Source organism: Mycobacterium sp. NGS57 (assembly GCF_059812405.1).
The window spans coordinates 159,462-184,710 of sequence record NZ_JCALCP010000002.1 but is presented as its reverse complement, the minus strand read 5'-3'; the positions used below and the strand labels follow the sequence as shown (position 1 = coordinate 184,710).

Below are 25,249 nucleotides of genomic sequence, written 5' to 3'. Positions count from 1 at the left end.
CGGGTGAGCAATCCTGACCCGCTAGGCCGGTTCAGCGCGGTCACCCGCGAGTGGTTCCGCGGCACCTTCGCCGCACCGACCACCGCGCAGTCGCAGGCGTGGGAGGCCATCGCCGGGGGCTCCAACACCCTGGTGATCGCCCCGACCGGTTCCGGCAAGACGCTCGCCGCGTTCCTGTGGGCCCTGGACCGCCTGGCCGGCCCGGACGAGCGGCCGGCCGGCACCCGCGTGCTGTACGTGTCGCCACTCAAGGCGCTGGCGGTCGACGTCGAGCGCAACCTGCGCACCCCGCTGGCCGGGCTCACCCGGATCGCCGAGCGCCACGGCCTGCCGCCGCCCGACATCAGTGTCGGGGTCCGCTCCGGCGACACCCCGCCCGCGGCCCGCCGCCAGCTCATCGCCCACCCGCCCGACGTGCTGATCACCACGCCGGAGTCGCTGTTTTTGATGCTCACCTCGGCCGCGCGCGAGACCCTGGCCGGCGTGCAGACCGTCATCGTCGACGAGATCCACGCCATCGCCGGCGGCAAGCGGGGCGCACACCTGGCCCTGTCGCTGGAGCGGCTTGACGCGCTGCGGGAGGACAAGCCCGCGCAGCGCATCGGGCTGTCGGCGACGGTGCGCCCCCCCGAGGAGCTGGCGCGGTTCCTGTCGGGCGGTGCCCCGACGACGATCGTGGCCCCGCCGTCGGGCAAGACCATCGAGCTCACGGTGGCCGTCCCGGTGCCCGACATGGCCAACCTGGCCGACAACACGATCTGGCCCGACGTCGAGGCGCGCCTGGTCGACCTGATCGAAGCCCACGCCTCGACCATCGTGTTCGTCAACTCGCGGCGGCTGGCCGAGCGGCTGACCGCCCGGCTCAACGAGATTCACGCCGAACGTCGCGGGCTCGCCCGGCCGGCCGACACGAACCCCAAGGTGGCCGGCGGGGCACCCGCGCATTTGATGGGAAGCGGCCAAACCTACGGCGCCGAGCCGATATTGGCGCGCGCCCACCACGGCTCGGTCAGCAAGGAGCAGCGCGCCCTGGTCGAAGAGGACCTCAAGCGTGGCCTGCTCAAGGCGGTGGTCGCCACCTCCAGCCTGGAACTGGGGATCGACATGGGCGCCGTGGACCTGGTGATCCAGGTGGAGGCGCCGCCGTCGGTGGCCAGCGGCCTGCAGCGCATCGGGCGGGCCGGCCACCAGGTGGGCGAGGTGTCGCGCGGGGTGCTGTTCCCCAAGCACCGCACCGACCTGATCGGGTGCGCGGTGACCGTGCAGCGCATGCTCGCCGGCCAGATCGAGACGATGCGGGTACCCGCAAACCCCCTCGACATCCTGGCGCAACAGACCGTGGCGGCCGCCGCGCTGGAGCCGCTGGACGCCGACGCGTGGTTCGACACCGTGCGCCGGGCCGCCCCGTTCGCGACGCTGCCGCGCAGCGTGTACGAGGCCACCCTGGACCTGCTGAGCGGAAAGTACCCGTCCACCGAATTCGCCGAGCTGCGGCCCCGGTTGGTCTACGACCGCGATGCGGGCACGCTGAGCGCACGCCCCGGCGCGCAGCGGCTGGCCGTCACCTCCGGCGGCGCCATCCCCGACCGCGGGCTGTTCACCGTCTACCTCGCGTCCGAAGGCGAAAGGCCTTCCCGGGTGGGCGAACTCGACGAGGAGATGGTCTACGAGTCCCGCCCCGGCGACGTGATCTCGCTGGGCGCCACCAGCTGGCGCGTCACCGAGATCACCCACGACCGGGTGCTGGTGATCCCGGCGCCCGGCCAGCCGGCCCGGCTGCCGTTCTGGCGCGGCGACGACGTGGGCCGCCCCGCCGAGCTGGGCGCCGCGCTCGGCGCGTTCACCGGCGAGCTGGCGGCGCTCGACCGTGAGTCATTCGACACGCGTTGTGCCGCTTTGGGTTTCGACGCGTACGCCGTTGACAACCTGTGGGGGCTGCTGGACGAGCAGCGCACCACCGCCGGGGTGGTCCCCACCGACACCACCTTGCTGGTCGAGCGGTTCCGCGACGAGCTGGGTGATTGGCGGGTGATCCTGCACTCGCCGCACGGGCTGCGGGTGCACGGGCCGCTGGCGCTGGCGGTCGGCCGGCGGCTGCGCGAACGCTACGGCATCGACGAGAAGCCGACGGCCTCCGACGACGGCATCGTGGTGCGGTTGCCGGACATGATCTCCGACAACGGCGACAACCCGCCCGGCGCGGAGCTTTTCGTCTTCGACGCCGACGAGATCGACCCGATCGTCACCGCCGAGGTGGGCGGCTCGGCGCTGTTCGCGTCCCGGTTCCGCGAGTGCGCGGCGCGCGCCCTGTTGCTGCCGCGGCGGCATCCCGGCCGCCGTTCGCCGCTGTGGCACCAGCGCCAGCGCGCGGCCCAGCTGCTGGACGTGGCGCGCAAGTACCCCGACTTCCCCGTGGTGCTGGAGACCGTCCGCGAATGCCTGCAGGACGTCTACGACGTGCCGGCGCTGGTGGGCCTGATGACCGCCATCGCCTCGCGCCGGGTGCGGGTGGTCGAGACCGAGACCGCGCGGCCCTCGCCGTTCGCGGCGTCGCTGCTGTTCGGCTATGTCGGCGCGTTCATGTACGAGGGTGACACCCCGCTGGCCGAGCGCCGGGCCGCGGCGCTGTCGCTGGACAGCACGCTGCTGGCCGAGCTGCTCGGCCGGGTGGAGCTGCGCGAGCTGCTCGACCCGGACGTCATCGCCGCGACCGGCCGGCAATTGCAGCACCTGACCGACGACCGGGCCGCCCGCGACGCCGAGGGCGCGGCGGACCTGCTGCGGCTGCTGGGCCCGCTGACCGAGGACGAGGTCGCCGCCCGGGCCGGCGGCGCGGAGGTCGGGGGCTGGCTGGAGGGGCTGCGCGCGGCCCGGCGCGCGCTGACCGTGTCGTTCGCCGGGCGCGGGTGGTGGGTGGCCGTCGAGGACATCGGGCGGCTGCGCGACGGGGTCGGCGCCGCGGTTCCGCTGGGCGTGCCGGCCGCCTTCACCGAGACGGTCACCGACCCGCTGGGCGAGCTGCTGGGCCGATACGCGCGCACGCACACCCCGTTCACCACGGCCGAAGCCGCCGCCCGGTTCGGCCTGGGCCTGCGGGTGACGGCCGACGTGCTCGGCCGGCTCGCCGCCGATGGGCGGCTGGTGCGCGGCGACTTCGTCGAACCGGGCGCGCCCGGCGCCGGGGCCGAGCAGTGGTGCGACGCCGACGTGCTGCGCATCCTGCGGCGGCGCTCGCTGGCGGCGCTGCGCGCGCAGGTGGAGCCGGTGAGCACCGCCGCCTACGGCCGGTTCCTGCCGGCCTGGCATCACGTGGGCGTCGCCGCCAACACCGGTCTCGACGGCCTGGCCGCCGTGATCGACCAGCTGGCCGGCGTGCGGATGCCGGCCTCGGCGATCGAGCCGCTGGTGCTGGCCCCCCGGGTCCGCGACTACTCCCCCGCGCTGCTCGACGAGCTGCTAGCCTCCGGCGAGGTCACCTGGTCGGGCGCCGGGTCGATCTCGGGCAGTGACGGCTGGATCGCGCTGCATGCCAGCGATTCCGCGCCTCTGACATTGCCGCCGCTGACCGCCACCGCGCTCGACCTCACCGACGTCCACCGCGCGATCCTGGACACCCTGGCCGGCGGCGGCGCGTACTTCTTCCGGCAGCTCTCCCGGGACGGCGTCACCGAGACCGCGCTCAAAGATGCGCTGTGGGAACTCATTTGGGCCGGCTGGGTCACCGGCGACACGTTCGCGCCGGTGCGCGCCGTGCTGACCGGCGCGGGCAAACGCACGCGATCCTCCCAGCCCGCGCACCGGACGCAGCGCCCGCCGCGGCTGAGCCGCTACACCGTCGCGCACGCCCAGCAGCGCAGCACCGACCCGGCCGTGGCCGGACGGTGGTCGGCGCTGCCGGCCCCGGAGCCGGACTCCACCGTGCGGGCGCATTACCAGGCCGAGCTGCTGCTGAACCGCCACGGCGTGCTCACCCGCGGGGCGGCGACCGCCGAGGGCCTGCCGGGCGGTTTTGCCACCCTGTACAAGGTGCTGAGCACGTTCGAGGAGGCCGGCCGGTGCCAGCGCGGCTATTTCGTCGAGTCGCTGGGCGGCGCCCAGTTCGCCGTCGCGTCCACCGTCGACCGGCTGCGCAGTTACAGCGACGGGATCGACCCCGAGCGTCCGGAATACCGAGCCGTCGCGCTGGCCGCCGCCGACCCGGCCAACCCCTACGGCGCGGCGCTGGCCTGGCCGGCTTCGAATGGGCACATCGACGCCCCCGGGGCGCGGCCCGGCCGCAAGGCCGGCGCGCTCGTGGTGCTGGTGGACGGCGAGCTGGCCTGGTTTCTGGAGCGCGGCGGGCGCTCGCTGCTGACGTTCACCGACGACCCGGCGGCCGACCACGCCGCCGCCGCGGCGCTGGCCGAGTTGGTCACCGCCCGCCGCGTCGCGTCGATCCTGGTCGAGCGCGTCGACGGGACGCCGGCGTTGCAGCCGGGTGCCGAAGGGCGGGAGCGGGCCGCGCTCACTGCCCTTTCCGAAGCCGGATTCGCCCGAACCCCACGCGGAATGCGGCTGCGGTGAACCATGCCCGAAGGTGACACCGTCTGGCACACCGCGGCCGAGCTGCGACAGCATCTGGCCGGGCGCACGCTGACGCGCTGCGATGTCCGGGTGCCGCGGTTCGCCACCGTGGACCTGACCGGGCAGGTGGTCGACGAGGTCCTCAGCCGTGGCAAGCATCTGTTCATCCGCGCCGGGCGCGCCAGCATTCACTCGCACCTGAAGATGGACGGCAGCTGGCGGGTCGGCAAGCGGCCGGTCAAGGTCGATCACCGGGCGCGAATCGTGCTGGAGGCCAACGGAATTCGCGCCGTAGGCGTGGACCTGGGAGTGCTGGAGATCCTCGAACGCGACCGGGACGGCGACGCGGTCGCGCATCTGGGACCCGACCTGCTCGGCCGCGACTGGGACCCGGTGCGCGCCTCGGCCAACCTGAGCGCACACCCGGACCGGCCGATCGGCGAGGCGCTGCTGGACCAGCGGGTGCTGGCCGGGATCGGCAACGTCTACTGCAACGAACTATGTTTTTTGGCCGGCCACCTGCCCACCGCACCGGCTAACGCCGTCACCGACCCGCGCCGCCTGGTTTCCCGCGCCCGAGACATGCTGTGGGCCAACCGGTTCCGCTGGAACCGCTGCACCACCGGCGACACCCGGCCCGGCCGGCAGCTGTGGGTCTACGGGCGCGCCGGGCAGCCCTGCCGCCGCTGCGGGACCCGCATCCGCTACGACGACCGCGGCGATCGGGTGACGTACTGGTGCCCGTCGTGTCAGCGGTGAACAAACTTTCGCGCGCCGGCGCCCGGCGTGCGATGATCGCTGGGTGACCCCCCGTGCGCTGTTGGCCGGCCTGGCCGTGGCCCCCACGCTGCTCGGCCTCGCGACGGCGCCGGCCCCGGTCGCGCACGCCGATGCGATGGACACCACGTTCTTGAACGCGATGAAGGCCCGGGGCATCGAGTTCTCCTCACCGCAGGCCGCGCTGACCGCCGCGCACGAGGTCTGCCAGGAACTGACGATGGGCGAGCAGAAGCCCGAGATCGCCAACCAGGTGATGACCAACAGCAAGCTGGACGGCTATCACGCCGGGTACTTCGTCGGCGCGGCCATCGCCGCGTACTGCCCCACCTATCGCTAGTCGCGGGCGTGGGCGAGGAAAAAGCGGGCGATGACCTGCGAGGCGTCCACCGCGCGCGAGGTGCGCCCGATGATCGCCTGCGGCAGATACTGTTTGCCGCCCGGCCAGGTGTGCCCGCCGTTGTCGATCTGGTAGAAGACCACCGCCGTCGGCGCCGCGCACGCCGTGAAATCGAAGCGGTGCACGACGGTGCCGTCCCCGACGTCGGGTAGCACCTGCGACGCCGGATCGCCCTGGCATCCGTCGGCCGAGCGCCACGTGTCCACCATGCTCGCGACCGCGACGGCGTGGCTGACCCCACCGCGGCCGCGCACCTTGCCGCCGTTGAACGGCACCAGCGGGTCGGCGGTTCCGTGCGCGGTCAGGACGGCCACCGGGCGAGACGGATGGCAGCCCACGCCCGTGCCCAGCGTGCCGGCCACCGGCGCGATCGCGGCGAAGACGTCGGCGCGGTCACACGCCAGCCGGTTGGACATGAACCCACCGTTGGACATCCCGGTGGCGAAGACGCGCCCGGGCGCGATGTGGTAGTCGCCTTGCAGCTTGCCCGCCAGCGCGACCAGGAACGCGACGTCGTCGACGTGGCGGCGGTCCGCCGGCGACGCCCCCCGCCCGTCGGCCCAGCTCTTGTCGTAGCCGTCGGGGTAGGCCACCAGGAGGCCGTTGGCGTCGGCCACGGTGTCGAAGTCGGTCAGGCCCCGCTGCCCTTTTCCGGTGCCGCCGCCCCCGTGCAGGCTCAGCACCAGGCCGACGGGGTCGCCGGGTGGCAGGTGCAGCGCGTACGTGCGGTCCATGCCGCCGGAACGCATCGTGCCGGTCAGGTCTCGGGCGCCGGTCGCGGGTACGTGGCGCACACCGCAGCCCACCAGGCACATCGCCAGCACAGCAAGCGACAACCAGCGCGTATACGGCATGCCGTCAAGCTACCGAGCGCGCCCGCGGGTGGCGGGAGGCGGGCCGGACGGCCGCAAAACCGAATTAATGTCGCGGTGTTTCTAAATATTTGCGGTGTTTGAAACGTCCGCGACCATTACACGATGCACAGCCGTAACCTCCCGGCAACCTTTGTGGGCGAGTCTGCAGGCATGCCGAAGACCCGTACCCGCAGGCTCCGCCCGCTGTTGTCGGTATTGGCCGCCGGATTCGTCCCGGCGGTCGCGTTGCTCGGTCCCCTGGCACCCGCCCCCACCGCTCACGCCGATGGCACCGATGACGCGTTCATCACGGTGCTGCACTCGCACGGCATCGCGCACGAGTCCGCCCCCTCCGCGATCGCGGCCGGGCACCTGGTCTGCCGCCAGCTCCAAATGGGTAAGACGCAGGACCAGATCGCGATGGACGTGATGAACAGCAGCACGCTGGACGGCGCCAACTCCGGGTTCTTTGTCGCCCTTTCCGAGCGCGCCTACTGCCCGCAGTACGCGGACATTCCGTCCTGACGGGCTGATACCGGCCGGTTTGATCCCCCGGCGGCAGTTGTCACGATTGCAATTCAGCGATAGTCGCCTTGTGCGAAGCTGAGTGCCGACTGCGCTGCGAGGGAGGATGCGCCTATGCGAAGCGTCCGTGTCCTGGCACTCCTGGCCTTGTTTGCAGTCCTTATCGCGCTCGGCGCCGTCCCGATCGCCCACGCCGACGCCAGCGACGACGCCTTCCTGGCGGCGTTGAACGCCAGGGGCATCCACTTCGGATCACCGCAGCAGGCCGTGATCGCCGGCCACGAGGTCTGCGACGAACTCGATATCGGCAGGACCCCCAGCCAGGTCGCGTCGACGGTGATGAACAACACCGATCTGGACGGCTACCACGCCGGCTACTTCGTCGGCGCGAGCATCCGCGCGTACTGCCCCCGGCACGCGTCGTAACGGAATCGCAACGCCGCTCTTGCGGGGACGCGACATTGCGCCACCTAGAATTTCTCAGGTGGCACCGAAGTTCCTTGTCAGTGCGGCGCTTACCGTGGGCGCCGCGGTAGCCGGGGCCGTACCGGCCGGCGCCGACCCCAGTGTCTTCAACGAGCTGAGCTGCGCCTGCCCGCAGACGGTCTCGAGCGACGGGTCCTCCGTCGCGGACCAAATCGATCGCGGCCTGCAGGCCGGCCTTGCCGGGGCGCCGACCGCCCAACCGCCGCAGTGACTTTCGGCTTCACCCCGCCGAGGGCGGCCGGGTCATGAACGTCCCCTTGAGCTCCAGCCCGTATTCGATGTCGTCGTAGTCGCGGCCCTCGCGCTTGCGCTTGTCGCGCGGCGTCACCGGCGGCATCATCGGAGGCGGCATGAAGGGCAGCCCGGATTCGCTTGCGGCGAGCGGGGATACCGCCGCGGCGAGTTGCACCGGGGTGTGCGAAGCGGTCAGCATCCCGACCGCGGCGGGCGGCATGATCAGCCTGCCCATCGAAACCCCCACGCCCACCGCGGCCGTCGGCGCCGCCGCCGACCCGACGGCCCTGATCGCGCCGGCCAGGTCCGCCCCCGCCGCCGACAGGGCCGCCTCGCCCTCCGAAAGGCCCTGGCCCACGTCGCCGCCCACGTTCTGCAGCGCCTGGGCCGCGCTGCTTTGCGCCACGTAGCTGAGCAGGTTGATGGGGAACCCGCTGGCGATGAACTGATTTGCGTAGGTGTTGGCCAGACCGAACCAGCCGTCGTGCGGGTTGAAGCCGCCGGGGGTGCTCAGGATCGACGTCAGGAAGTCCCCCAGGGGGGTCGAGGCCGCCGGGGCGGCGGCGGCGGGCGCGGCGCCGCTTTGCGCGGCCGCGGCGACCGGATTGGCGATCGCGGGCGGCGAGGCGAACGCCGGCAGCCGGGTCGCTTGCGCCGAGGTCGCCGCGTAGCGGTACATCGCGCCGGAGTTGTTGACCCACATGCCTTCGTACTGCGAGTCGGTCTCGGCGATCGCCACGCTGTTGGTCCCCAGCCAATTGGTGGCCACCAGCCGCGCCAGCCGGACCCGGTTGGCGCTGACTTGAACGGGGAAAACGACTGTCCGGCAAGCCAATTCGAATGCCGTCGCGACGGCCCGCAGCGAGGCGGAGAGCTGCTCGCACTGCTGGGCGGTGCTGCGCAGCCACCCGATGTAGGGGTCGACGGCGTCGATCATCGCCGTCGACGACGGGCCCTGCCAGGCCTCGGTCAGCGTCGACAGCACCGCGGCGTAGTTGGGCAGGGCGTCCTCCATCTCGATGCCCAGCCGCTGCCACACCGCCGAGGCCTCGATCAGCGACCCGGCGCCCGGCCCGGAGTGGATCAGCGCCGCGGTGATCTCGGGCGGCAACGTCTGAAAATCCATGACGCCGGGCCGGCTCTCATCCCGCGGACGGGGGTGGGTGGATCACCGATCCCTTGACCTGTTTGCCGATTCCGAGCTCCTCGGCCTGCGGCTGCTTGCGCTTGCGCCAGCCGCTGCCCGCCGAGATGGGCGGCGGCATCAACGGCGGGAGCATGCCGAACCCGGCGTCCCCGGCATCCAGCGGCGACGCCGCCGACGCCAGCTGCACGGGGGTTTGCGCGGCCGGCAGCAGACCGACCACGGCGGGCGGCGCGGTCAGTTTGCCCATCGTCACGCCGACAGCCATCGCCGCGGTCGGCGCCGAGCCGATGCCCTTGATCGCGTTGGCGAGGCCGATCTCCGAGGCGCCCAGTGCCGACTCCCCCTCGGCCAGGCCCTGACCGACGTCGCTGCCCACGCTCTGCAGCGCCTGGGCCGACGTGCTCTGCGCGGCGTAACTGAGCAGGTTGATGGGGAATCCGGACGAGATGAACTGGTTGGCGTAGGTATTCGCCAGCCCGAACCAACCCTGGTTGGGGTCGAAGCCGAATGGCGTGCCCAGTACCGAGTTCAGGAAATCCCCGACCGGCGTCGAGGCCGCCGAGGTGGCCGCGGCGGTGGCCGGCGCGGCGCCGGCCTGCGCGGCGGTGGCCTGCGCGGCCGTCCCGGCGGCGTCGGCGATCGACGGCGGCGAGGAGAACCCCGGCAGCTCGGTGGCCTGGGTCGAGGCCGCCTGATAGCGCGTCAGGGCCGCGGAGTTGGTCGCCCACATGCCCTGGTATTCGTCTTCGGTCGCCGCGATCGCCGGCAGGTTGCCGCCGAACCGGTTGGTGGCCACCAACTGGGCGAGCCGCGTCCTGTTGGCGCTCACCGCCGCGGGCGGCACCACCGCCGAGCGCGCGGTGTTGAACGCCGTCGCGGCCGCCTGGGCCGAGGACGCCATCAGCTGCGATTGCTGCGCGGTGGCGCGCAGCCAGGTGATGTAGGGCTGGACGGCCTGCAGCATGCCCGTCGACGACGGGCCGTTCCACGACTCCAGCAGCGAGGACAGCACCGTCGTGTACGTGCTGACCGTGTTGTCCAGCTCGGTGCCCACGCGCTGCCAGGCGGCGGACGCCTCGATCAGCGAGCCGGCCCCGGGCCCGGAATGCATGAGCGCGGAGGTCACCTCCGGCGGCAGCGCTAGTAAGTCCATGGCATCTCACATCCCCTAGACGGGGAACGGTCCCGGAAATTCGCGTCGTCCGCGCCGCGACAATCGCTGAAACATCGCACCTCGACGCCGCACGTACCGGATCCTTCCCCGTTGGTAACGGATGAGACGAACGATATACCTGTGGCGCTGGGGGGGCGAAGCGTTACTCAGGGTTGGCTGAGGGCTGGCTGAGCAGCCAGAACCCTCACACGGTCACGGACCCGCCGCGCTCCAGCGTGACGATTCGCCCGGCCAGGCCGCGGCGCTGCATCTCGCCGATGAAGTCGGCCAGCGGCGAGGCGAACACGCCGTAGTCGTCGAAGTGGATCGGGATCACCTGCGGCAGCCCCAGCGCCGCGACCAGTTCGGCGCCCTGGCGGCCGTCCATGGTCACCGTCAGCCCGAACGGAAGCCGGCGCCCGGCCGGCAACCGGGTGCCCCCCAGGTGCAGCACGCCCAGGTCGATCGCGTCGAAGCGGTGCGGAATCTCGTCGAGTTCCTCGACGAGCAGGGTGTCACCGGACACATACATCCGGCGCACCGACTCGTCGGCGGAGACGAATTCCAGCATGGTGCCCATCACCGGCGGCAGCAGCCGATGCGCCCATCCGGGCGCGTGCCGTCCGGGCAGCGACGTGAGGTGAACCGTGGTGGCGCCCTTGATGATCGTGTGGCGCTGCCAGGTCGACAGGCCGACCGCCTGGCCGAAGCCGCGATGGTGCAGCCGCTTGGCCGCGTGCGGGGTGGTGATCACCGGGAGCCCATGGTCGAGGCCCCGCTGCGACACCCGGTCCCAGTGATCGCCGTGCATGTGCGAGAGCACCACGGCGTCGATCGGCGGGAGCTCGTCGATGGACAGGGCAGGCTCGCGGAGTCGTTTGGATACCAGCCCATAACCGAGGTAGGCGTGCTGGCCGCGGTGCAGGAAATTGGGGTCGGTCAACAGCGTCAGTCCGTCGGCGGCGATCAGCGTGGTGGCGTTGCCGACGAACGTGACGGTGATGTCCATGGCGACGGGCTACCCGGTTTCCCGGTGTTCACGCCGGTAGCCGGGTCGTTGAGGGCGCCGGGGCATCATCGCGCTTCGAGGTGGCGACATACGGACGCCCGCCGGGCAGCGTGCAGATGACGGTGCCGTCGGGCAGTTGGCGATCGCCACCATGTCGGAAATATGCCTCTCGCGATGCCGGCGGGCGCTCTTCCGACCTCTGCGGCTGACTCAACCAGAGCGCTGCGCATCAGGCATCGACGTACAAGTAACTACGTTTCCGTTGTACACTTTACTTATGCATGTGGCGGTGAGTACGTTGCGGGCCGAGCTGGCGGACTGGATCGAGCGGGTGCGCGCCGGTGAGGAAGTCGTCGTCACCGATCGGGGAACGCCGGTAGTTCGGCTGGTGGCTGTGGACACCGCTCCGCTGCTGGAGGAGCTGACGCGGCAGGGTGTACTGAGTCGACCTCGATCAGCGGACCGGCCCACGGCTCGCGGGGCTACACGGGTGCGTGCTCGGGGATCCGTCTCTGACCTGGTGAGCGATCAACGCCGCTGACCCGTGCCGATCGTTTACTTCGACAGCAGCGCGTTCGTCAAACTCCTCGTCGAGGAGGACGACAGCGACATTGCCGCGGCACTATGGGATGGCTGCGACGCCGCGGTCTCTTCTCGGTTGGCGTATCCAGAGGTGTGCGCAGCGCTGGCGGCCGCAGGCCGTGCACGCCGCTTGGGCGCCGAGGAACAACACCACGCCCAGGCGATGTGGGAAGAGTACTGGGCAGCCACTCGGGCGGTGGAGCTGACGGAGAATATTGCCCACCACGCCGGGCAGTTAGCCACAGCGCACGCGCTGCGTGGCGCCGATGCGGTCCACCTTGCCAGCGTCCTCGCCCTAGGGGTTGACGACACCGTCTTCGCCGTGTGGGACCAGCGGCTACGCACCGCCGCGCGAGATGCCGCTGTGGGGCTGGCGCCCGGGCAATAGCCACACTCGCCGCCGGCAGCATTCGGCACATTACCCCGGACGTCGGCGACCAAATTCGGGTTCGCTCAGGGACAAGCGCGGCGGCTGACGAACTCCCGGCGCGCACCGGTGCGCGGGTCGTCGAACTCGATGCGCTGCGCCAGCAGCCGCAGCGGCGTGCTGAAGTCGTCGGCGGCCACGTCGATCACGTTGGGATACAACGGGTCTCCGGCGATCGGTATCCCGAGCGAGGCCATGTGCACCCGCAGCTGATGCGTGCGTCCGGTGCGCGGCGTCAGCCGGTACAGGCCGTCGGAAACCAGCTCGATCAGCGTCTCCGCGTTGGGCACGCCGGGTTCGCTGACCGCCTGCAGGTGGCCGCGGCGCTTGACGATGCGGCTGCGCACCACGCGCGGCAGGCTCAGCCCGGGGTCGACGGCCGCGCGCGCCAGGTAGGTTTTGGCGACCAGCCCCCGGGCGAACAGCGTCTGATACGCGCCGCGCACCTCGCGCCGCACCGTGAACAGCAGCACCCCGGCGGTCAGCCGGTCCAGCCGATGCGCCGGCGAAAGCCCGGGCAGGCCCAGTTCGCGGCGCAGTCGCACCAGCGCGGTCTGCGCGACGTGGCGCCCGCGCGGCATGGTGGCCAGAAAATGCGGCTTGTCGACGACCACGATGTCGTCGTCGCGATGCAGTATCGGCATCGCGAACGGCACCGAAACCTCTTCGCGCAGTTCGCGATACAGGTACACGAAGGAACCCGCCGGCAACACTGTGGCGTCGTCGATCGCGGCCCCGTCGGCGTCGACCACCTCGCGGTCGGCCGCGCCGAACCGCGCGGTCAGCTCGGCCAGGACCGGCCCGCCGCGCAGCCGCACCCGCGCGGGCCCGAGCCCGTCGCGCACGGGTAACGGCGCCGGCCTCAACTGAGCGGGACCGGCTCGAGGATTTCCGCGCGCGCCTCGGGCGCGCTGGCGCGCAATTCGTCCGCGGACACGTCGTCGGGCTGCGCCTGCGACAGGATTTCGGCCTCCACCCGCGCTGTGTAGTTGGCGACCTCGCGGTCGACGTCCCCGGCGCTCCACCCCAGCACCGGCGCCACCACGTCGGCCACCTCGCGGGCGCAGTCGACGCCGCGGTGCGAGTACTCGATCGAGATCCGCATCCGGCGGGCCAGGATGTCCTCCAGGTGCAGGGCCCCCTCGGCGGTGGCGGCATACAGCGCCTCCACCCGCAGGTAGCCCGGCGCCTCCTTGATGGGGGTGAGCAGGTCCGGCGCGTCGGACGCCAGGGCCAGCACGTCGTCGATCAGCGATCCGTAGCGCTCCAGCAGGTGGCGCACCCGGTACGGGTGCAGGCCCTGCAGGGTGGCGACGTGCTCGACCTGGTTGACCAGGGCGAAGTACCCGTCGGCGCCCAGCAGGCTGACCTTCTCGGTGATCGACGGCGCCACCCGGGCCGGGACGAACTGCGCGGCGGCGTCGATCGCGTCGGCGGCCATCACCCGGTAGGTCGTGTACTTGCCCCCGGCGATCGCGACCAGGCCGGGCGCGGGCACGGCCACGGCGTGCTCGCGCGACAGCTTGGACGTCTCCTCGCTCTCCCCGGCCAGCAGCGGCCGCAGCCCGGCGTACACGCCGTCGATGTCGGCGTGCGTCAACGGCGTGGCCAGCACGGTGTTGACGGTGCCGAGGATGTAGTCGATGTCGGCCTTGGTGGCCGCGGGGTGGGCGAGGTCGAGGTTCCAGTCGGTGTCGGTGGTCCCGATGATCCAGTGGCCGCCCCACGGGATGACGAACATCACCGACTTCTCGGTGCGCAGGATGATCGCGACGTCGCTGACGATGCGGTCGCGCGGCACCACCACGTGCACGCCCTTGGACGCGCGGACCTGAAACCGGCCGCGCTGCTTGGACAACGCCTGGATCTCGTCGGTCCACACCCCCGTCGCGTTGACCACGACGTGGCCGCGGACCTCGGTGATCGCGCCGTCCTCGGAGTCGCGCACCCGCACGCCGGTCACCCGGTCGCCCTCGCGCAGCAACGCGACCACCTGGGTCGAGGACCGCACCACCGCGCCGTAGTGCGCGGCCGTGCGCGCGACCGTCATGGTGTGGCGGGCGTCGTCGACGACGGTGTCGTAGTAGCGGATCCCCCCGATCAGCGAACTGCGCTTCAGGCCCGGGCTCAACCGCAACGCGCCCGCGCGGGTCAGATGTTTTTGCGCCGGAACGGATTTCGCGCCGCCCAGCCGGTCATAGAGGAAAATGCCGGCGGCCACATACGGGCGTTCCCAGCCGCGCTTGGTCAGCGGGAACAGGAAGGGCATCGGCTTGACGAGGTGCGGGGCCAGCTTGGTCAGCGACAGCTCGCGCTCGTAGAGCGCTTCGCGGACCAGACCGAACTCCAGCTGCTCGAGGTAGCGCAGCCCGCCGTGGAACATCTTCGACGACCGGCTCGACGTGCCCGACGCCAGGTCGCGCGCCTCCACGAGCGCCACCTTGAGCCCGCGCGTGGCCGCGTCCAGCGCGCACCCGGAGCCCACCACGCCGCCGCCGATGACCACCACGTCGAACTGCTCGGCGCCGAGCCGCTCCCAGGCCGCCGCGCGCGTGGCGGGCCCAAGCGTGGAGGCGGCGGGGGGCGACTCGGTCACGACGACAGGCTCCTATCGGTTACTCGTCGGTAGCAATGCTGCACCCAGGCTAGTGGGTTTTCCGGCGGCTTTCAGTCCAGATCGTCGTGGGCCATCAGCCGGCGGGCGGCCTCGGTGATCGACCCGGACAGCGACGGGTAGACGGCCAGCGTCTGCGCCAGCTCGTTGACGGTGATCCGGTTGGTCACCGCCACCGCGATCGGCAGGATCAGCTCGGAGGCGATGGGCGCCACCACCACGCCGCCGATCACCACACCCGTGGACTTGCGGCAGAACACCTTGACGAAGCCCTGGCGCAGGCCCGACATCTTCGCGCGCGCGTTGGTCCGCAGCGGCAGCATGATCGTGCGGGCCGGCACCGAGCCGTCGTCGATCATCGACTGCGGCACCCCGACGGCGGCGATCTCGGGCCGGGTGAACACCGTCGCCGCCACCGTGCGCAGCCGGATCGGGCTCACACCCTCCCCCAGCGCGTGATACATCGCGATCCGGCCCTGCATCGCGGCCACCGACGCCAACAGCAGCAGCCCGGTGCAGTCGCCCGCGGCGTAGATGCCCGGCACCGACGTGCGCGACACCCGGTCCACCCTCAGGTAGTTGCCGCGGCCCAGCTCGATGCCGACCCGTTCCAGGCCCAGGCCGCTGGTGTTGGGGATCGACCCGATCGTCATCAGGGCGTGGCTGCCCTCGACGGTGCGCCCGTCGGTCATGGCGACCAGGACCCCCGCGTCGGTGCGGGTGACCGACTCGGCCCGGGCGTGCTTGACCAGCTTGACGCCGCGCTCGGCGAAGGATTCCTCCAGTACCCGCGCGGCGTCGGCGTCCTCATACGGCAGCACCCGGTCCCGGCTGGCGGCCACGGTCACCTGCACGCCCAATTCGGTGTAGGCGCTGACGAATTCGGCGCCGGTGACCCCGGAACCCACCACGACGAGGTGCTCGGGCAGCGCCTCGAGGTCGTAGAGCTGCCGCCAGGTCAGGATGCGCTCGCCGTCGGGCTGCGCCGACGGCAGGATGCGCGGGCTGGCGCCGGTGGCGATCAGCACGACGTCGGCGTCGTGCTCGCTGGCGGTGCCGTCCGCGGCGGTGGCCTTGACGCAGTGCCGCGCCAGGCCGGGCGTGGAGTCGACGAGCTCGCCGCGGCCGGCGATCACGTGCACGCCCATGCCCAGCAGCTGGGCCTTGACGTCGGCCGACTGCTCGGAGGCCAGCGTCTTGACGCGGGCGTGGATTTGCGGCAGCGAGATCTTGGCGTCGTCGATGTCGATGTCGAAGCCCAGCCGCGGCGCGCGGCGCAGCTCGGTGCGCAGCCCGGTGGAGGCGATGAAGGTCTTGGACGGCACGCAGTCGTCCAGCACGGCCGCGCCGCCGATGCCGTCGGAGTCGATGACGGTGACGTCGGGGGCGTCCGAGCGCTCCGCGCCCAGGGTCGCGGCGACCAGCGCGGCTTCGTAACCGGCCGGCCCCCCGCCGACGATCACGATGCGGGTCACCACGTTCCTAACCTAACCGCGTCTAACCTAACCGCGTCTAACCTAACCGCGTCGGGGGGAGGTCGCGAAACGCTCGGGTGAATAGCGCGCGAGCGCGCGGCGTTTAAGCTTTCCCCGTGCCGCTCTACGCCGCGTACGGGTCGAACATGGATCCCGAGCAGATGCTCAAGCGCGCGCCGCACTCGCCGATGGCCGGAACGGGCTGGCTGCACGGGTGGCGGTTGACGTTCGGCGGCGAGGACATCGGCTGGGAAGGCGCGCTGGCCACGATCGTCGAGGACCCGGGTTCGAAGGTGTTCGTCGTGCTCTACGACATGACGCCGGCCGACGAGTGCAACCTCGACCGCTGGGAGGGTTCCGAGTTCGGGGTGCACAAGAAGATCCGCTGCCGGGTGGAGCGCATCTCGTCGGACACCACCACCGACCCGGTGCTGGCGTGGCTGTACGTGCTGGACGCCTGGGAGGGGGGTCTGCCGTCGGCGCGTTACATCGGCGTGATGGCCGATGCCGCCGAAATCGCCGGTGCGCCCGAGGATTACGTGCACGGCCTGCGCACCCGCCCGGCCCGCAACATCGGCCCGGGGACCGGCGCCTGATTTCGTCGATCCTGTCCCGCCCGATGGTCGCCGACGCGTTGGCGCGCGCGTTCGGCGCCGCGGTCAACCCGGCGCCGAAGGCCGCCGTGCGCTTCCCGGAATGGGCGGGCCGAACCTCGACGGTCACCATCCCCACCCGGCACGGCCCCGTGCCGGCGACCGTCTACCAGCCGCCGGCCGGCGCGGCCAACCACCCCGTCTACGTCAACGTGCACGGCGGCGGCTTCGTGGTCGGACATCCCGACCAAGACGATCCCTGGTGCCGCTACCTGGCCGCCAACGCGGGTGTGGCGGTGGTCAACCCCGACTACGTCCTGGCGCCGCGGCACCGCTTTCCCGCCGCGCCGCAGCAGATCTACGACGTCGTGTGCTGGGCGGCCGGCCCCGGCCGGGACTGGGACGGCACCCGGCTGTGCGTCGGCGGTCAGAGCGCGGGCGGCAACCTCAGCGCCGCGGCCGCCCGCCAGGCGCTGGAAAACGGCGGCCCGGACATCGCGCTGCAGGTGCTGCACTACGCGCCGCTGGACCTCGTCACGCCCACCCGCGACAAGCCGTCCCCGCTGGGTGGCCGGGCCGTCATGAAACCGTGGATGGGCGCGGTCTTCGACACCGCCTACATCCCCGACCCCGCCCGCCGGCGCGACCGCCTGGCCTCTCCCGCCTGGGGCGACAACGCCGAGGGAATCGACGGAATCGCGCCCGCGCTGGTCGTGACCGCCGAACACGATCGCCTGCGCGGCGAAGCCCGCGCCTATGCCGGCAAGCTCGACGCCGTCGGGGCGTTAGCCGAATACCACGAGGTGGCCGGCGTCGACCACGGCTACAACATCATGAGCGGGGCCGCCGACGTGACCCGGCGAACCTACGCCCACATCGCCGAACACGTCAGGCGCGCCACGACCCGGGGTGACGGCTCGCCGTAACGTTTTATCGGCCACTTTCGACCCCGCGGATATACGATCCGTTTGCCGGGAGCCGGTCGGAGGTGCGCCATGTCGTTTGTTTTCGCGGTGCCCGAACTGGTCGAGTCGGCGGCCGCGAATCTGGCCGGCATCGGCTCGACGATCGCCACGGCCAGCGCGGCCGCGGCGGTCCCGACGGCCTTGCTGGCCCCGGCCGAGGATGCGGTGTCCCAGGCCGTCGCGTCGCTGTTCGGCGCCCACGCGGCCGAATACCAGCAGCTCAGCGCCGGGGCCGCGGCGTTCCACGACCGGTTCGTGCAGGCCGTGACGGCGGGCGCGGGGTCCTACGCGCTCGCCGAGGCCGCCAACGCCTCGCCGCTGCAGAGCCTGCTCGACGCGGTCAACGGGCCCACCCAGGCGCTGTTCGGTCGGCCGCTGATCGGCAACGGCGCCAACGGGACGACGATCGCCGGGGTGGGGCAGGCCGGCGGCCCCGGCGGCCTGTTGTACGGCGACGGCGGCAACGGCGGCCCGAGCAGTTCGGTCGGGGTGCCCGGCGGCGCGGGTGGCGCCGGCGGGCTGATCGGCAACGGCGGGGCCGGCGGCCTCGGCGGATTCGGCGGGACGGGAGGCGCCGGCGGGGCCGGCGGGGTGCTGTTCGGCAACGGCGGGCCCGGCGGGATGGGCGGCTCCAGTTCCGCCGGTGGCGGGGCCGGCGGGCCGGGCGGCAACGCGGGCCTGTTCGGCAACGGCGGCGTCGGCGGCCCGGGCGGGCTGGGCGCCCTGGCGGGCAACGGCGGCCTGGGCGGATCCGGCGGCAACGCCGTGTTGGTCGGCAACGGCGGGGCCGCCGGGGCCGGCGGGCAGGCGCTGGGCACCGGCGCCGGCGGCGCCGGCGGGATCGGCGGCGCCGGCGGCATGCTGAACGGCTCCGGCGGGACCGGCGGCGACGGCGGGGTCGCGTTCAGCACCGGCGCCGGCGGGGCCGGCGGGGCCGGCGGCATCGCCGGGCTGACCGGCAACGGCGGCGACGGCGGCAACGGCGCCAGCGGCGGGAACGCCACGGGCACCGCCGCCGCCGGCGGGGCCGGCGGCGCGGGCGGGCTCCTGTTCGGCGACGGCGGTACCGGCGGCGGGGGCGGAGGCAACACCGGCGCCGCCCTGATCGCCGGCGGCGCCGGCGGGGCGGGCGGCAACGCCGGGCTGATCGGCGCGGGCGGCGGCGGCGGGGCCGGCGGGTTCGGCACCAACGGCGTCGGCGGGCGCGGCGGCGGCGGGGGCGCCGGCGGCATGCTGTCCGGCGTCGGCGGGGCCGGGGGCGTCGGCGGGCTGACGCAGGGCCTGCTCGGCGGGGCCGGCGGCGCCGGCGGTACCGCCGGGCTCATCGGGACCGGCGGAACCGGCGGGGCCGGCGGGTTGGCGACCGCCGCCGGGTCGACCGGCGGCGCCGGCGGCGCCGGCGGCAACGTCGTGCTGATCGGCAACGGGGGCAACGGCGGCAACGGCGGAATCGGCGTGGCGGCTACGGGCGCCCCCGGCGCCGGCGGCACGGGCGGGCTGCTGTTCGGCGCCAACGGCCTCTAACCCGCCCCTCCCTTTCTGGCGCGAGCGCCCGTGTCGGTACGACGACACGCCGGTAACCCCGGCAATTTGCGGGCGCTCACGCAACTTTCGCGCGCCGCAACTGCGCGTCCAGGCGCCGCACCAACTCGTCGGGCCGGTACCTGACGTCCTCGAAAACGATCGGCACAATCGTCCAACCCAACTCCTGAAGCGCGGCCGTCCGGAACCGGTCCCGGCGAAACGCGTCCGGCCCGCTGTGCCAGTCCACGCCGTCGTATTCGGCCGCGACCCGAGATTCCGGCCACGCGTAGTCGAGCCGCCAGACGCGCCCGCGCAAGTCCTCGACCTCGTACTGCAGGACTGGCGGGGGCAAGCCGCCGTCGATCATCACCAGCCGCGCTTCGCTTTCCATCGGCGACTCGGCCAATGGCGAAGCCAGATCCAGCAGTTCGCGCACCACGACGATCCCGCGCCGGCCGGACTGTCGCCAAACCGCCCGGGTCAGGTCCGGGCGGTCGCACGTGCCGCTGCGTAGCGCGGCATCCAGTGTCGCCAGCGCCCGGGGCCGGCGCAGGGCCCGGGCGACTTCGATCGCCGTCCAGGCGGGCGACGTCGCCCACCGTCCGCCGACCAGGGTCAGCGGCGCCCCCTCGCGCCGGTGCACGAACAGCCCGTCGGCGGATCGCAAGTGGCGGGCGCCGGGGTTGAGGACGTGCAACTCCCCCGGTCGTTCGGTATCGAAGCCGTGAGCGGCCGCCGCGGTGCAGAGACACACGGCGACCCTGGTGCCCGTCGATAGATCCAGTCCGCGCAATCGCAGCGCATCGCCAACCTCGCCACGGCCGTAGATTCCATGCCAAACCTTTTGCAGTACACCACATTTCAGCAGATGCTCTAGTTCGCGGCGGGTGAGAAAGGTCAGCGACTGGGCAGATGTGACCACTCCGCCTTGTGCATCGAGCAATCGCTCGAGCCCTGAATGCATGCCGGCAATGGTCGAGCCAAACTTCCACGCCCACAATTCACCCGCCGAGCGACCGCAAAATGCCAGCTACACGCGGCGTGTCGCGGACAAACACGGGCGCTCGCGGCGCGGCAGGGCCGCGGGCTAGAAGAGGGCCGCCTGCTCGACGATGTTGACCATCGCGCGCAGGCCGATCGCCAGCGCCCGCTCGTCGAGGTCGAAGTTGGGCTGGTGCAAATCCAGCTGGGCCCCGGCGCCAGACCACACGCCCAGTCGCGCCATCGCGCCGGGAATCTCCTCGAGGTACCACGAGAAGTCCTCGCCGCCGCCGGACTGCCGGGTGTCGGCCAGCGCGTCGGGGCCGACGGCCTCGATCGCGTGGGTGAGGATGCGAGTCGAGACGTCCTCGTTGACCACCGGCGGCACGCCGCGGCGGTATTGCACGGTGTGTTCGATCCCCAGCGGGGCCAGCAGCGCGGTCACGGTCTCGCGGATGATCTCCTCGAGGGCCACCCAGGTGTGGCGGCTCGCGGTGCGCACGGTGCCGGCCAGCACACCCGTCTGGGGAATCGCATTCGGTGCCACGCCGGCATTGACGGCGCCCCACACCAGCACCGTGCCGTTGCGCGGGTCGATGCGCCGCGACAGCACCCCCGGCAGCCCGGTGATCAGCGTGCCCAGTCCGTAGACCAGGTCGGCCGTCAGGTGCGGGCGCGAGGTGTGCCCCCCGGGCGAGTACAGCGTGATCTCCAGCTGGTCGGCCGCCGACGTGATCGGGCCCTGCCGGACCGCGATCTTGCCCACCTCGAGCCGGGGATCGCAGTGCAGGGCGAAGATCCGCGACACCCCCGCCAGCGCACCGGCGGCGATGGCGTCGATCGCACCGCCGGGCATCAGCTCCTCGGCGGCCTGGAAGATCAGCCGCACCCCGACCGGCAACTCCGGCACCGACCCGAGCGCCAGCGCCGTGCCCAACAGGATCGCGGTGTGCGCGTCGTGCCCGCAGGCGTGCGCGACGTTGGGCATCGTCGACGCGTACGGGGCGTCGGTGCGCTCGGCCATGGGCAGCGCGTCCATGTCGGCGCGCAGCGCGATCCGCGGCTCGTGCTCGGGGCCGAGGTCGCAGATCAGCCCGGTCCCACCGGGCAGGACCTTCGGGTTCAGGCCCGCGTCCGCCAGCCGCTCGGCGACGAACTGGGTGGTGGCGAACTCCTGGCGGCCCAGCTCCGGGTAGCGGTGGATGTGCCGGCGCCACGAGATCAGCTCCGCGTGGTGCGCGGCCAACCACGATTCGGCGGTGTCGACGAGGCTCACGACGCCGCCCGTCGGTCGCGGGCCGCCAGCACCCGGTCGCGCTGCCCGGGGTCCTGGGCGAGGTGAACGACGGTGCGCGCCAACATGATTGCGCCGTCGACGACCGCGCGGTCGGCGCTGGGCCCCGCGGCGGCGGCGGTGAAGGCGCGCTGGTGCACGGTGGCCCCGCCCGCGTCGACCCCGATCACCGGGTGGATCCCCGGCAGCACGTGCGTGACGTTGCCCATGTCGGTGCTCCCCATCGGGAGCCCGGCCTCGATCTCGGGCGCCAGCGGCTCACGACCGAGCCGGCGCATCTCGTCGCGGCAAACGCCGGCCAGCCAGGGGTCGGGTTTGAGTTCCGCGTAAGGCGGTGCCGGGGTGTCGATTTCGTATTCGCAGCCGGCGGCCAGCGCGCCTGCGGCAAAGCACGCGAACATCCTGCCCTCCAGCTCTCGCAGCGAATCCGAATCGACGGCCCGCATCGCATACTGCAACGTCGCGCGACCGGGGATGACGTTGACGGCCTGCCCGCCGTCGGTGACGATCCCGTGCGCGAGCTGGCCCGGCGCCAGTTGCTGGCGCAGCACCCCGATGGCCACTTGCGCGACGGTCACGGCGTCGGCGGCGTTGACGCCCAAAAACGGCGCGACCGCGGCATGCGATTCCTTGCCACGGTAGTCGACGACCACCTCGGACAGGGCCAGAGAGCGGGCCGCGGCGATGTCGGTCGGGCCGGGATGCACCATCACCGCCGCCGCGACGTCGTCGAAGGTTCCGGCCTGCAGCAGCAGCGCCTTGCCCCCGCCGGCCTCCTCGGCGGGGGTCCCCACCAGCGCGACCCGCAGCCCGAGCTCCTCGGCCACCTCGGCCAGCGCCAGCGCGGCGCCCACCGCCGACGCCGCGATGATGTTGTGGCCGCAGGCGTGCCCGATCTCGGGCAGCGCGTCGTACTCGGCGCACACCCCGACCACCAGTGGCCCGCTGCCGAAGTCGGCGCGAAACGCGGTGTCCAGGCCGCCGGCCGGCGCGGTGATCTCGAAACCGCGCTCGGCGACCAGGGCCTGGGCCTTGGCGCAGCTGCGGTGCTCCGCGAAGGCCAGCTCGGGCTCGGCGTGGATCGCGTGGGACAACTCGACGAGATCGCCGCCGCGCCGCCGCACGACGTCCTCGACCGCGGCGAGGGGGCCTGAGGCGTCAGTCGAGCTGGTGGGCACCCTCGCAGTATCCCACCGCCACGATCCGGCCTCGGTCGGCCACGGCTAGCAAACCGCAAGACGTGCTCTAGCCCACACTTGTGGACTAAAAGTATGTAACCCTGCTATCTATATGACGTCTGTTCAATGAACACCGTCTCCAGCAGAAGGGATCCTCGATGAGTTTTTTGGTGCTGCCCCCGGAGGTCAACTCGCTGCGGATGTTCATCGGGGCGGGGTCGGCACCCATGCTGGAGGCCGCGGCGGCCTGGGACGGGCTGGCCTCCGAGCTGGCCACGGCGGCCTCGTCGTTCGCATCCGTGACCTCGGGCCTGACGGGTCAGGCCTGGCAGGGCCCGGCGTCGGCGGCGATGATGGCGGCGGCCACCCCCTACGCGAGCTTCCTGGGCGCCGCGGCCGCGCAGGCCCAGAACGCGTCGGCGCAAGCGCAGTCGGTGGCCGCGGTGTTCGAGTCGGCGCTGGCGGCGACCGTGCACCCGGCGGTCGTCGATGCCAACCGCAGCGGCCTGGTGTCGCTGGTGATGTCGAACCTGTTCGGCCAGAACGCCCCGGCGATCGCGGCCACCGAGTCCGAATACGAGCAGATGTGGGCCGCCGACGTGGCCGCGATGGTCGACTACCACGCAGGCGCGTCGGTGGCCGCCAACGAGATCGCGTCGTGGCCGCCGCTCAAGATGCTCGACAGCGCCTTCGGTCCGCTGGACAACATCCCGGGCATCAACGTCGGGGGCGTCGGCAACCTCAAGCTGTTGACCCTGGGCATCGGAAACCAGCTCGCGTGGAACCTGGGCAGCGGCAACAACGGCCAGCTCAACCTCGGCAGCGGCAACCTCGGCGACATCAACCTGGGCAGCGGCAACTTCGGCTTCTGGAACCTGGGCAGCGGCAACATCGGCAGCCTCAACCTGGGCAGCGGCAACATCGGCGGCTACAACAAGGGCGGCGGCAACAACGGCGACTACAACTTCGGCCTGGGCAACTTCGGCGGCAACAACCTCGGCTTCGGCAACCTCGGCTCCCTGAACCTCGGATTCGGGAACACGGGCACCGGAAACATCGGCATCGGGCTCACCGGCGACCACCAGATCGGTATCGGCGCCCTCAACTCCGGCACCGGCAACATCGGCTTCGGCAACTCGGGCACCAACAACATCGGCTTCTTCAACTCGGGCAGCGGCAACGTCGGCATCGGCAACTCGGGTCAGTTCAACTGGGGCGCCGGTAATTCCGGGAACTTCAGCACGGGGTTGTTCAACTCGGGATCGACGGACACCGGGCTGTTCAACTCCGGCGACTACTGCACCGGCGCCTTCAACGCGGGCAACTACAACACGGGCCTGTGGAACTCGGGCAGCATCAACACGGGCGTCTTCAACTCCGGCGACCTGAACACCGGTCTCGGCAACCTGTTCACCGGGTCCGGCACCAGTTCCGGTTTCGGCAACCTCGGCGACGGAAGCTCGGGGTTCAACAACTCCGGCGACAACGCGTCCGGGGTGGGCAACATCGGCGACTACATGTCGGGCTTCTCCAATACGGGGCTCGCCGTGATCAGCGGGATCCAGAACGCGGCGCCGACGGGCTTCACGTCGGGCATCAACAACCTGCGCAACGTCCTGACGGATTTCTTCGGCAACTAAGCTCGCCCGTGTGAGCGACCGCGCGCCCGATCCCGACGGCCTCGCGCGGCGGGCGGCCCGGGCCATCGCCGAGCGCACCGGGGTCGACGCGCACGACGTCGCGATCGTGCTCGGATCGGGCTGGCGGCCGGCCGTCGCGGCCCTGGGTTCTCCGGATGTCGTGCTGCCCCAGGCCGAGCTGCCCGGCTTCGCGCCGCCCACCGCCGTCGGGCACACCGGCGAGCTGTTGTCGATGCGCATCGGCGCGCAGCGGGTACTGGTGCTGGTCGGTCGCGTGCATGCCTACGAGGGGCACGACCTGTGCCACGTGGTGCACGCGGTCCGCGCGGCCTGCGCGTCGGGGGTGGGCACTGTCGTGCTCACCAACGCGGCCGGCGGGCTGCGCCCCGGCCTGGCGATCGGCGAGCCGGTGCTGATCAGCGACCACCTCAACCTCACCGCGCGTTCGCCGCTGGTCGGCCCGCAGTTCGTGGATCTGACCGACGCCTACGCGCCGCGGCTGCGCGAACTGGCGCGGCAGGCCGACCCGCGGCTGACCGAGGGCGTCTACGCCGGCCTGCCCGGGCCGCACTACGAGACGCCCGCGGAGATCCGGATGCTGGGAATGCTGGGCGCCGACCTGGTCGGCATGTCGACGGTGCACGAGACTATCGCGGCCCGGGCGGCGGGCGCCGAGGTGCTGGGGGTGTCGCTGGTGACCAACCTGGCGGCGGGGATTTCGGGGGAACCGCTGGCCCACGCCGACGTGCTGGCCGTGGGGGCGGCCTCGGCCGGCCGGATCGGCGCGCTGCTGGCCGGCGTGGTGGCACGGCTGTAGGACGCTGTAGG

Annotated in this window: 23 protein-coding genes; 13 read left to right on the top strand and 10 right to left on the bottom strand. The window is 72.1% G+C overall.

What is annotated here, in order from left to right:
• The first annotated feature begins 3 nt into the window (after positions 1–3).
• Genes AC5Y43_RS04255 through AC5Y43_RS04245 form a run of 3 tightly spaced genes read left to right on the top strand, consistent with a single transcriptional unit; the run spans position 4 to position 5,680 of the window.
• On the top strand, positions 4–4,563 hold the full coding sequence (locus AC5Y43_RS04255; RefSeq protein ID WP_499969728.1) for an ATP-dependent helicase: 4,560 nt from the start codon (positions 4–6) through the stop codon (positions 4,561–4,563).
• A 3-nt stretch (positions 4,564–4,566) separates the two neighbouring features.
• On the top strand, positions 4,567–5,322 hold the full coding sequence (nei2, locus tag AC5Y43_RS04250) for an endonuclease VIII Nei2 (protein WP_499969727.1): 756 nt from the start codon (positions 4,567–4,569) through the stop codon (positions 5,320–5,322).
• A 43-nt stretch (positions 5,323–5,365) separates the two neighbouring features.
• Positions 5,366–5,680 (top strand): DUF732 domain-containing protein, encoded by a 315-nt coding sequence (locus AC5Y43_RS04245; protein WP_499969726.1) that lies wholly within the window; start codon positions 5,366–5,368, stop codon positions 5,678–5,680.
• On the opposite strand, the gene AC5Y43_RS04240 is transcribed toward AC5Y43_RS04245, so the two are convergent.
• Positions 5,677–6,594 (bottom strand): extracellular catalytic domain type 1 short-chain-length polyhydroxyalkanoate depolymerase, encoded by a 918-nt coding sequence (locus tag AC5Y43_RS04240; RefSeq protein WP_499969724.1) that lies wholly within the window; start codon positions 6,592–6,594, stop codon positions 5,677–5,679. The genes AC5Y43_RS04245 and AC5Y43_RS04240 overlap by 4 nt on opposite strands.
• Positions 6,595–6,765: 171 nt before the next feature.
• Between AC5Y43_RS04240 and AC5Y43_RS04235 the strand changes: the two genes are divergently transcribed.
• The 3 genes from AC5Y43_RS04235 to AC5Y43_RS04225 all read left to right on the top strand — a co-directional run bounded on the left by AC5Y43_RS04235 (position 6,766) and on the right by AC5Y43_RS04225 (position 7,816).
• Positions 6,766–7,119: a DUF732 domain-containing protein gene (locus tag AC5Y43_RS04235; protein WP_499969723.1), complete on the top strand. Its 354-nt coding sequence runs from the start codon at positions 6,766–6,768 to the stop codon at positions 7,117–7,119.
• A gap of 114 nt (positions 7,120–7,233) precedes the next feature.
• Positions 7,234–7,545 carry a DUF732 domain-containing protein gene (locus AC5Y43_RS04230; protein ID WP_499969721.1) on the top strand — a complete coding sequence of 104 codons (312 nt, stop codon included), beginning with the start codon at positions 7,234–7,236 and terminating at the stop codon, positions 7,543–7,545.
• 58 nt (positions 7,546–7,603) lie between these two features.
• Positions 7,604–7,816 (top strand): hypothetical protein, encoded by a 213-nt coding sequence (locus AC5Y43_RS04225; protein ID WP_499969720.1) that lies wholly within the window; start codon positions 7,604–7,606, stop codon positions 7,814–7,816.
• A gap of 9 nt (positions 7,817–7,825) precedes the next feature.
• Here the strand turns inward: AC5Y43_RS04225 and AC5Y43_RS04220 are convergent, their stop codons facing one another.
• The 3 genes from AC5Y43_RS04220 to AC5Y43_RS04210 all read right to left on the bottom strand — a co-directional run bounded on the left by AC5Y43_RS04220 (position 7,826) and on the right by AC5Y43_RS04210 (position 11,148).
• Complete coding sequence (locus AC5Y43_RS04220) at positions 7,826–8,965, bottom strand: PPE family protein (protein WP_499969719.1); 1,140 nt, start codon at positions 8,963–8,965, stop codon at positions 7,826–7,828.
• A gap of 16 nt (positions 8,966–8,981) precedes the next feature.
• Positions 8,982–10,139, bottom strand: a complete 1,158-nt coding sequence (locus AC5Y43_RS04215; RefSeq protein WP_499969717.1) for a PPE family protein — start codon at positions 10,137–10,139, stop codon at positions 8,982–8,984.
• A 205-nt stretch (positions 10,140–10,344) separates the two neighbouring features.
• Positions 10,345–11,148, bottom strand: coding sequence for an MBL fold metallo-hydrolase (locus tag AC5Y43_RS04210; RefSeq protein WP_499969715.1), 804 nt, complete (start codon positions 11,146–11,148; stop codon positions 10,345–10,347).
• Between the two features lie 151 nt (positions 11,149–11,299).
• Here AC5Y43_RS04210 and AC5Y43_RS04205 point away from each other — a divergent pair, with 151 nt between their 5' ends.
• Both AC5Y43_RS04205 and AC5Y43_RS04200 read left to right on the top strand, forming a co-directional pair.
• A complete protein-coding gene (locus tag AC5Y43_RS04205) occupies positions 11,300–11,689 on the top strand; it encodes a type II toxin-antitoxin system Phd/YefM family antitoxin (protein ID WP_499970404.1) in 390 nt (129 codons plus the stop codon).
• A 3-nt stretch (positions 11,690–11,692) separates the two neighbouring features.
• Complete coding sequence (locus AC5Y43_RS04200; protein WP_499969713.1) at positions 11,693–12,118, top strand: type II toxin-antitoxin system VapC family toxin; 426 nt, start codon at positions 11,693–11,695, stop codon at positions 12,116–12,118.
• A gap of 65 nt (positions 12,119–12,183) precedes the next feature.
• Here AC5Y43_RS04200 and AC5Y43_RS04195 read toward each other — a convergent pair whose 3' ends face one another.
• From AC5Y43_RS04195 to AC5Y43_RS04185, 3 genes are all read right to left on the bottom strand, one after another.
• Positions 12,184–13,023 carry a pseudouridine synthase gene (locus AC5Y43_RS04195; RefSeq protein WP_499969712.1) on the bottom strand — a complete coding sequence of 280 codons (840 nt, stop codon included), beginning with the start codon at positions 13,021–13,023 and terminating at the stop codon, positions 12,184–12,186.
• A complete protein-coding gene (locus tag AC5Y43_RS04190) occupies positions 13,020–14,753 on the bottom strand; it encodes a glycerol-3-phosphate dehydrogenase/oxidase (protein ID WP_499969711.1) in 1,734 nt (577 codons plus the stop codon). Before AC5Y43_RS04190 ends, AC5Y43_RS04195 begins: the two co-directional genes overlap by 4 nt.
• A 71-nt stretch (positions 14,754–14,824) precedes the next feature.
• The gene (locus AC5Y43_RS04185; RefSeq protein ID WP_499969709.1) at positions 14,825–16,249 is read right to left on the bottom strand and encodes an NAD(P)H-quinone dehydrogenase; all 1,425 of its coding nucleotides are present in this window, start codon (positions 16,247–16,249) and stop codon (positions 14,825–14,827) included.
• A 113-nt stretch (positions 16,250–16,362) separates the two neighbouring features.
• Between AC5Y43_RS04185 and AC5Y43_RS04180 the strand changes: the two genes are divergently transcribed.
• The 3 genes from AC5Y43_RS04180 to AC5Y43_RS04170 all read left to right on the top strand — a co-directional run bounded on the left by AC5Y43_RS04180 (position 16,363) and on the right by AC5Y43_RS04170 (position 19,328).
• Positions 16,363–16,842, top strand: coding sequence for a gamma-glutamylcyclotransferase family protein (locus tag AC5Y43_RS04180; RefSeq protein WP_499969708.1), 480 nt, complete (start codon positions 16,363–16,365; stop codon positions 16,840–16,842).
• A gap of 86 nt (positions 16,843–16,928) precedes the next feature.
• The gene (locus AC5Y43_RS04175) at positions 16,929–17,765 is read left to right on the top strand and encodes an alpha/beta hydrolase (RefSeq protein WP_499970402.1); all 837 of its coding nucleotides are present in this window, start codon (positions 16,929–16,931) and stop codon (positions 17,763–17,765) included.
• A gap of 69 nt (positions 17,766–17,834) precedes the next feature.
• Positions 17,835–19,328 (top strand): PE family protein, encoded by a 1,494-nt coding sequence (locus AC5Y43_RS04170; RefSeq protein WP_499969707.1) that lies wholly within the window; start codon positions 17,835–17,837, stop codon positions 19,326–19,328.
• 76 nt (positions 19,329–19,404) lie between these two features.
• Here the strand turns inward: AC5Y43_RS04170 and AC5Y43_RS04165 are convergent, their stop codons facing one another.
• The 3 genes from AC5Y43_RS04165 to AC5Y43_RS04155 all read right to left on the bottom strand — a co-directional run bounded on the left by AC5Y43_RS04165 (position 19,405) and on the right by AC5Y43_RS04155 (position 22,781).
• Positions 19,405–20,292, bottom strand: a complete 888-nt coding sequence (locus tag AC5Y43_RS04165; protein WP_499969705.1) for a type IV toxin-antitoxin system AbiEi family antitoxin — start codon at positions 20,290–20,292, stop codon at positions 19,405–19,407.
• 123 nt (positions 20,293–20,415) lie between these two features.
• Positions 20,416–21,585, bottom strand: coding sequence for a M20 family metallopeptidase (locus tag AC5Y43_RS04160; protein ID WP_499969704.1), 1,170 nt, complete (start codon positions 21,583–21,585; stop codon positions 20,416–20,418).
• Complete coding sequence (locus AC5Y43_RS04155; protein WP_499969702.1) at positions 21,582–22,781, bottom strand: amidohydrolase; 1,200 nt, start codon at positions 22,779–22,781, stop codon at positions 21,582–21,584. The genes AC5Y43_RS04160 and AC5Y43_RS04155 overlap by 4 nt, the downstream gene beginning before the upstream one ends.
• 158 nt (positions 22,782–22,939) lie before the next feature.
• Between AC5Y43_RS04155 and AC5Y43_RS04150 the strand changes: the two genes are divergently transcribed.
• A complete protein-coding gene (locus AC5Y43_RS04150) occupies positions 22,940–24,421 on the top strand; it encodes a PPE domain-containing protein (RefSeq protein ID WP_499969701.1) in 1,482 nt (493 codons plus the stop codon).
• 10 nt (positions 24,422–24,431) lie between these two features.
• The gene (locus AC5Y43_RS04145; protein WP_499969699.1) at positions 24,432–25,238 is read left to right on the top strand and encodes a purine-nucleoside phosphorylase; all 807 of its coding nucleotides are present in this window, start codon (positions 24,432–24,434) and stop codon (positions 25,236–25,238) included.
• Positions 25,239–25,249 lie beyond the last annotated feature (11 nt).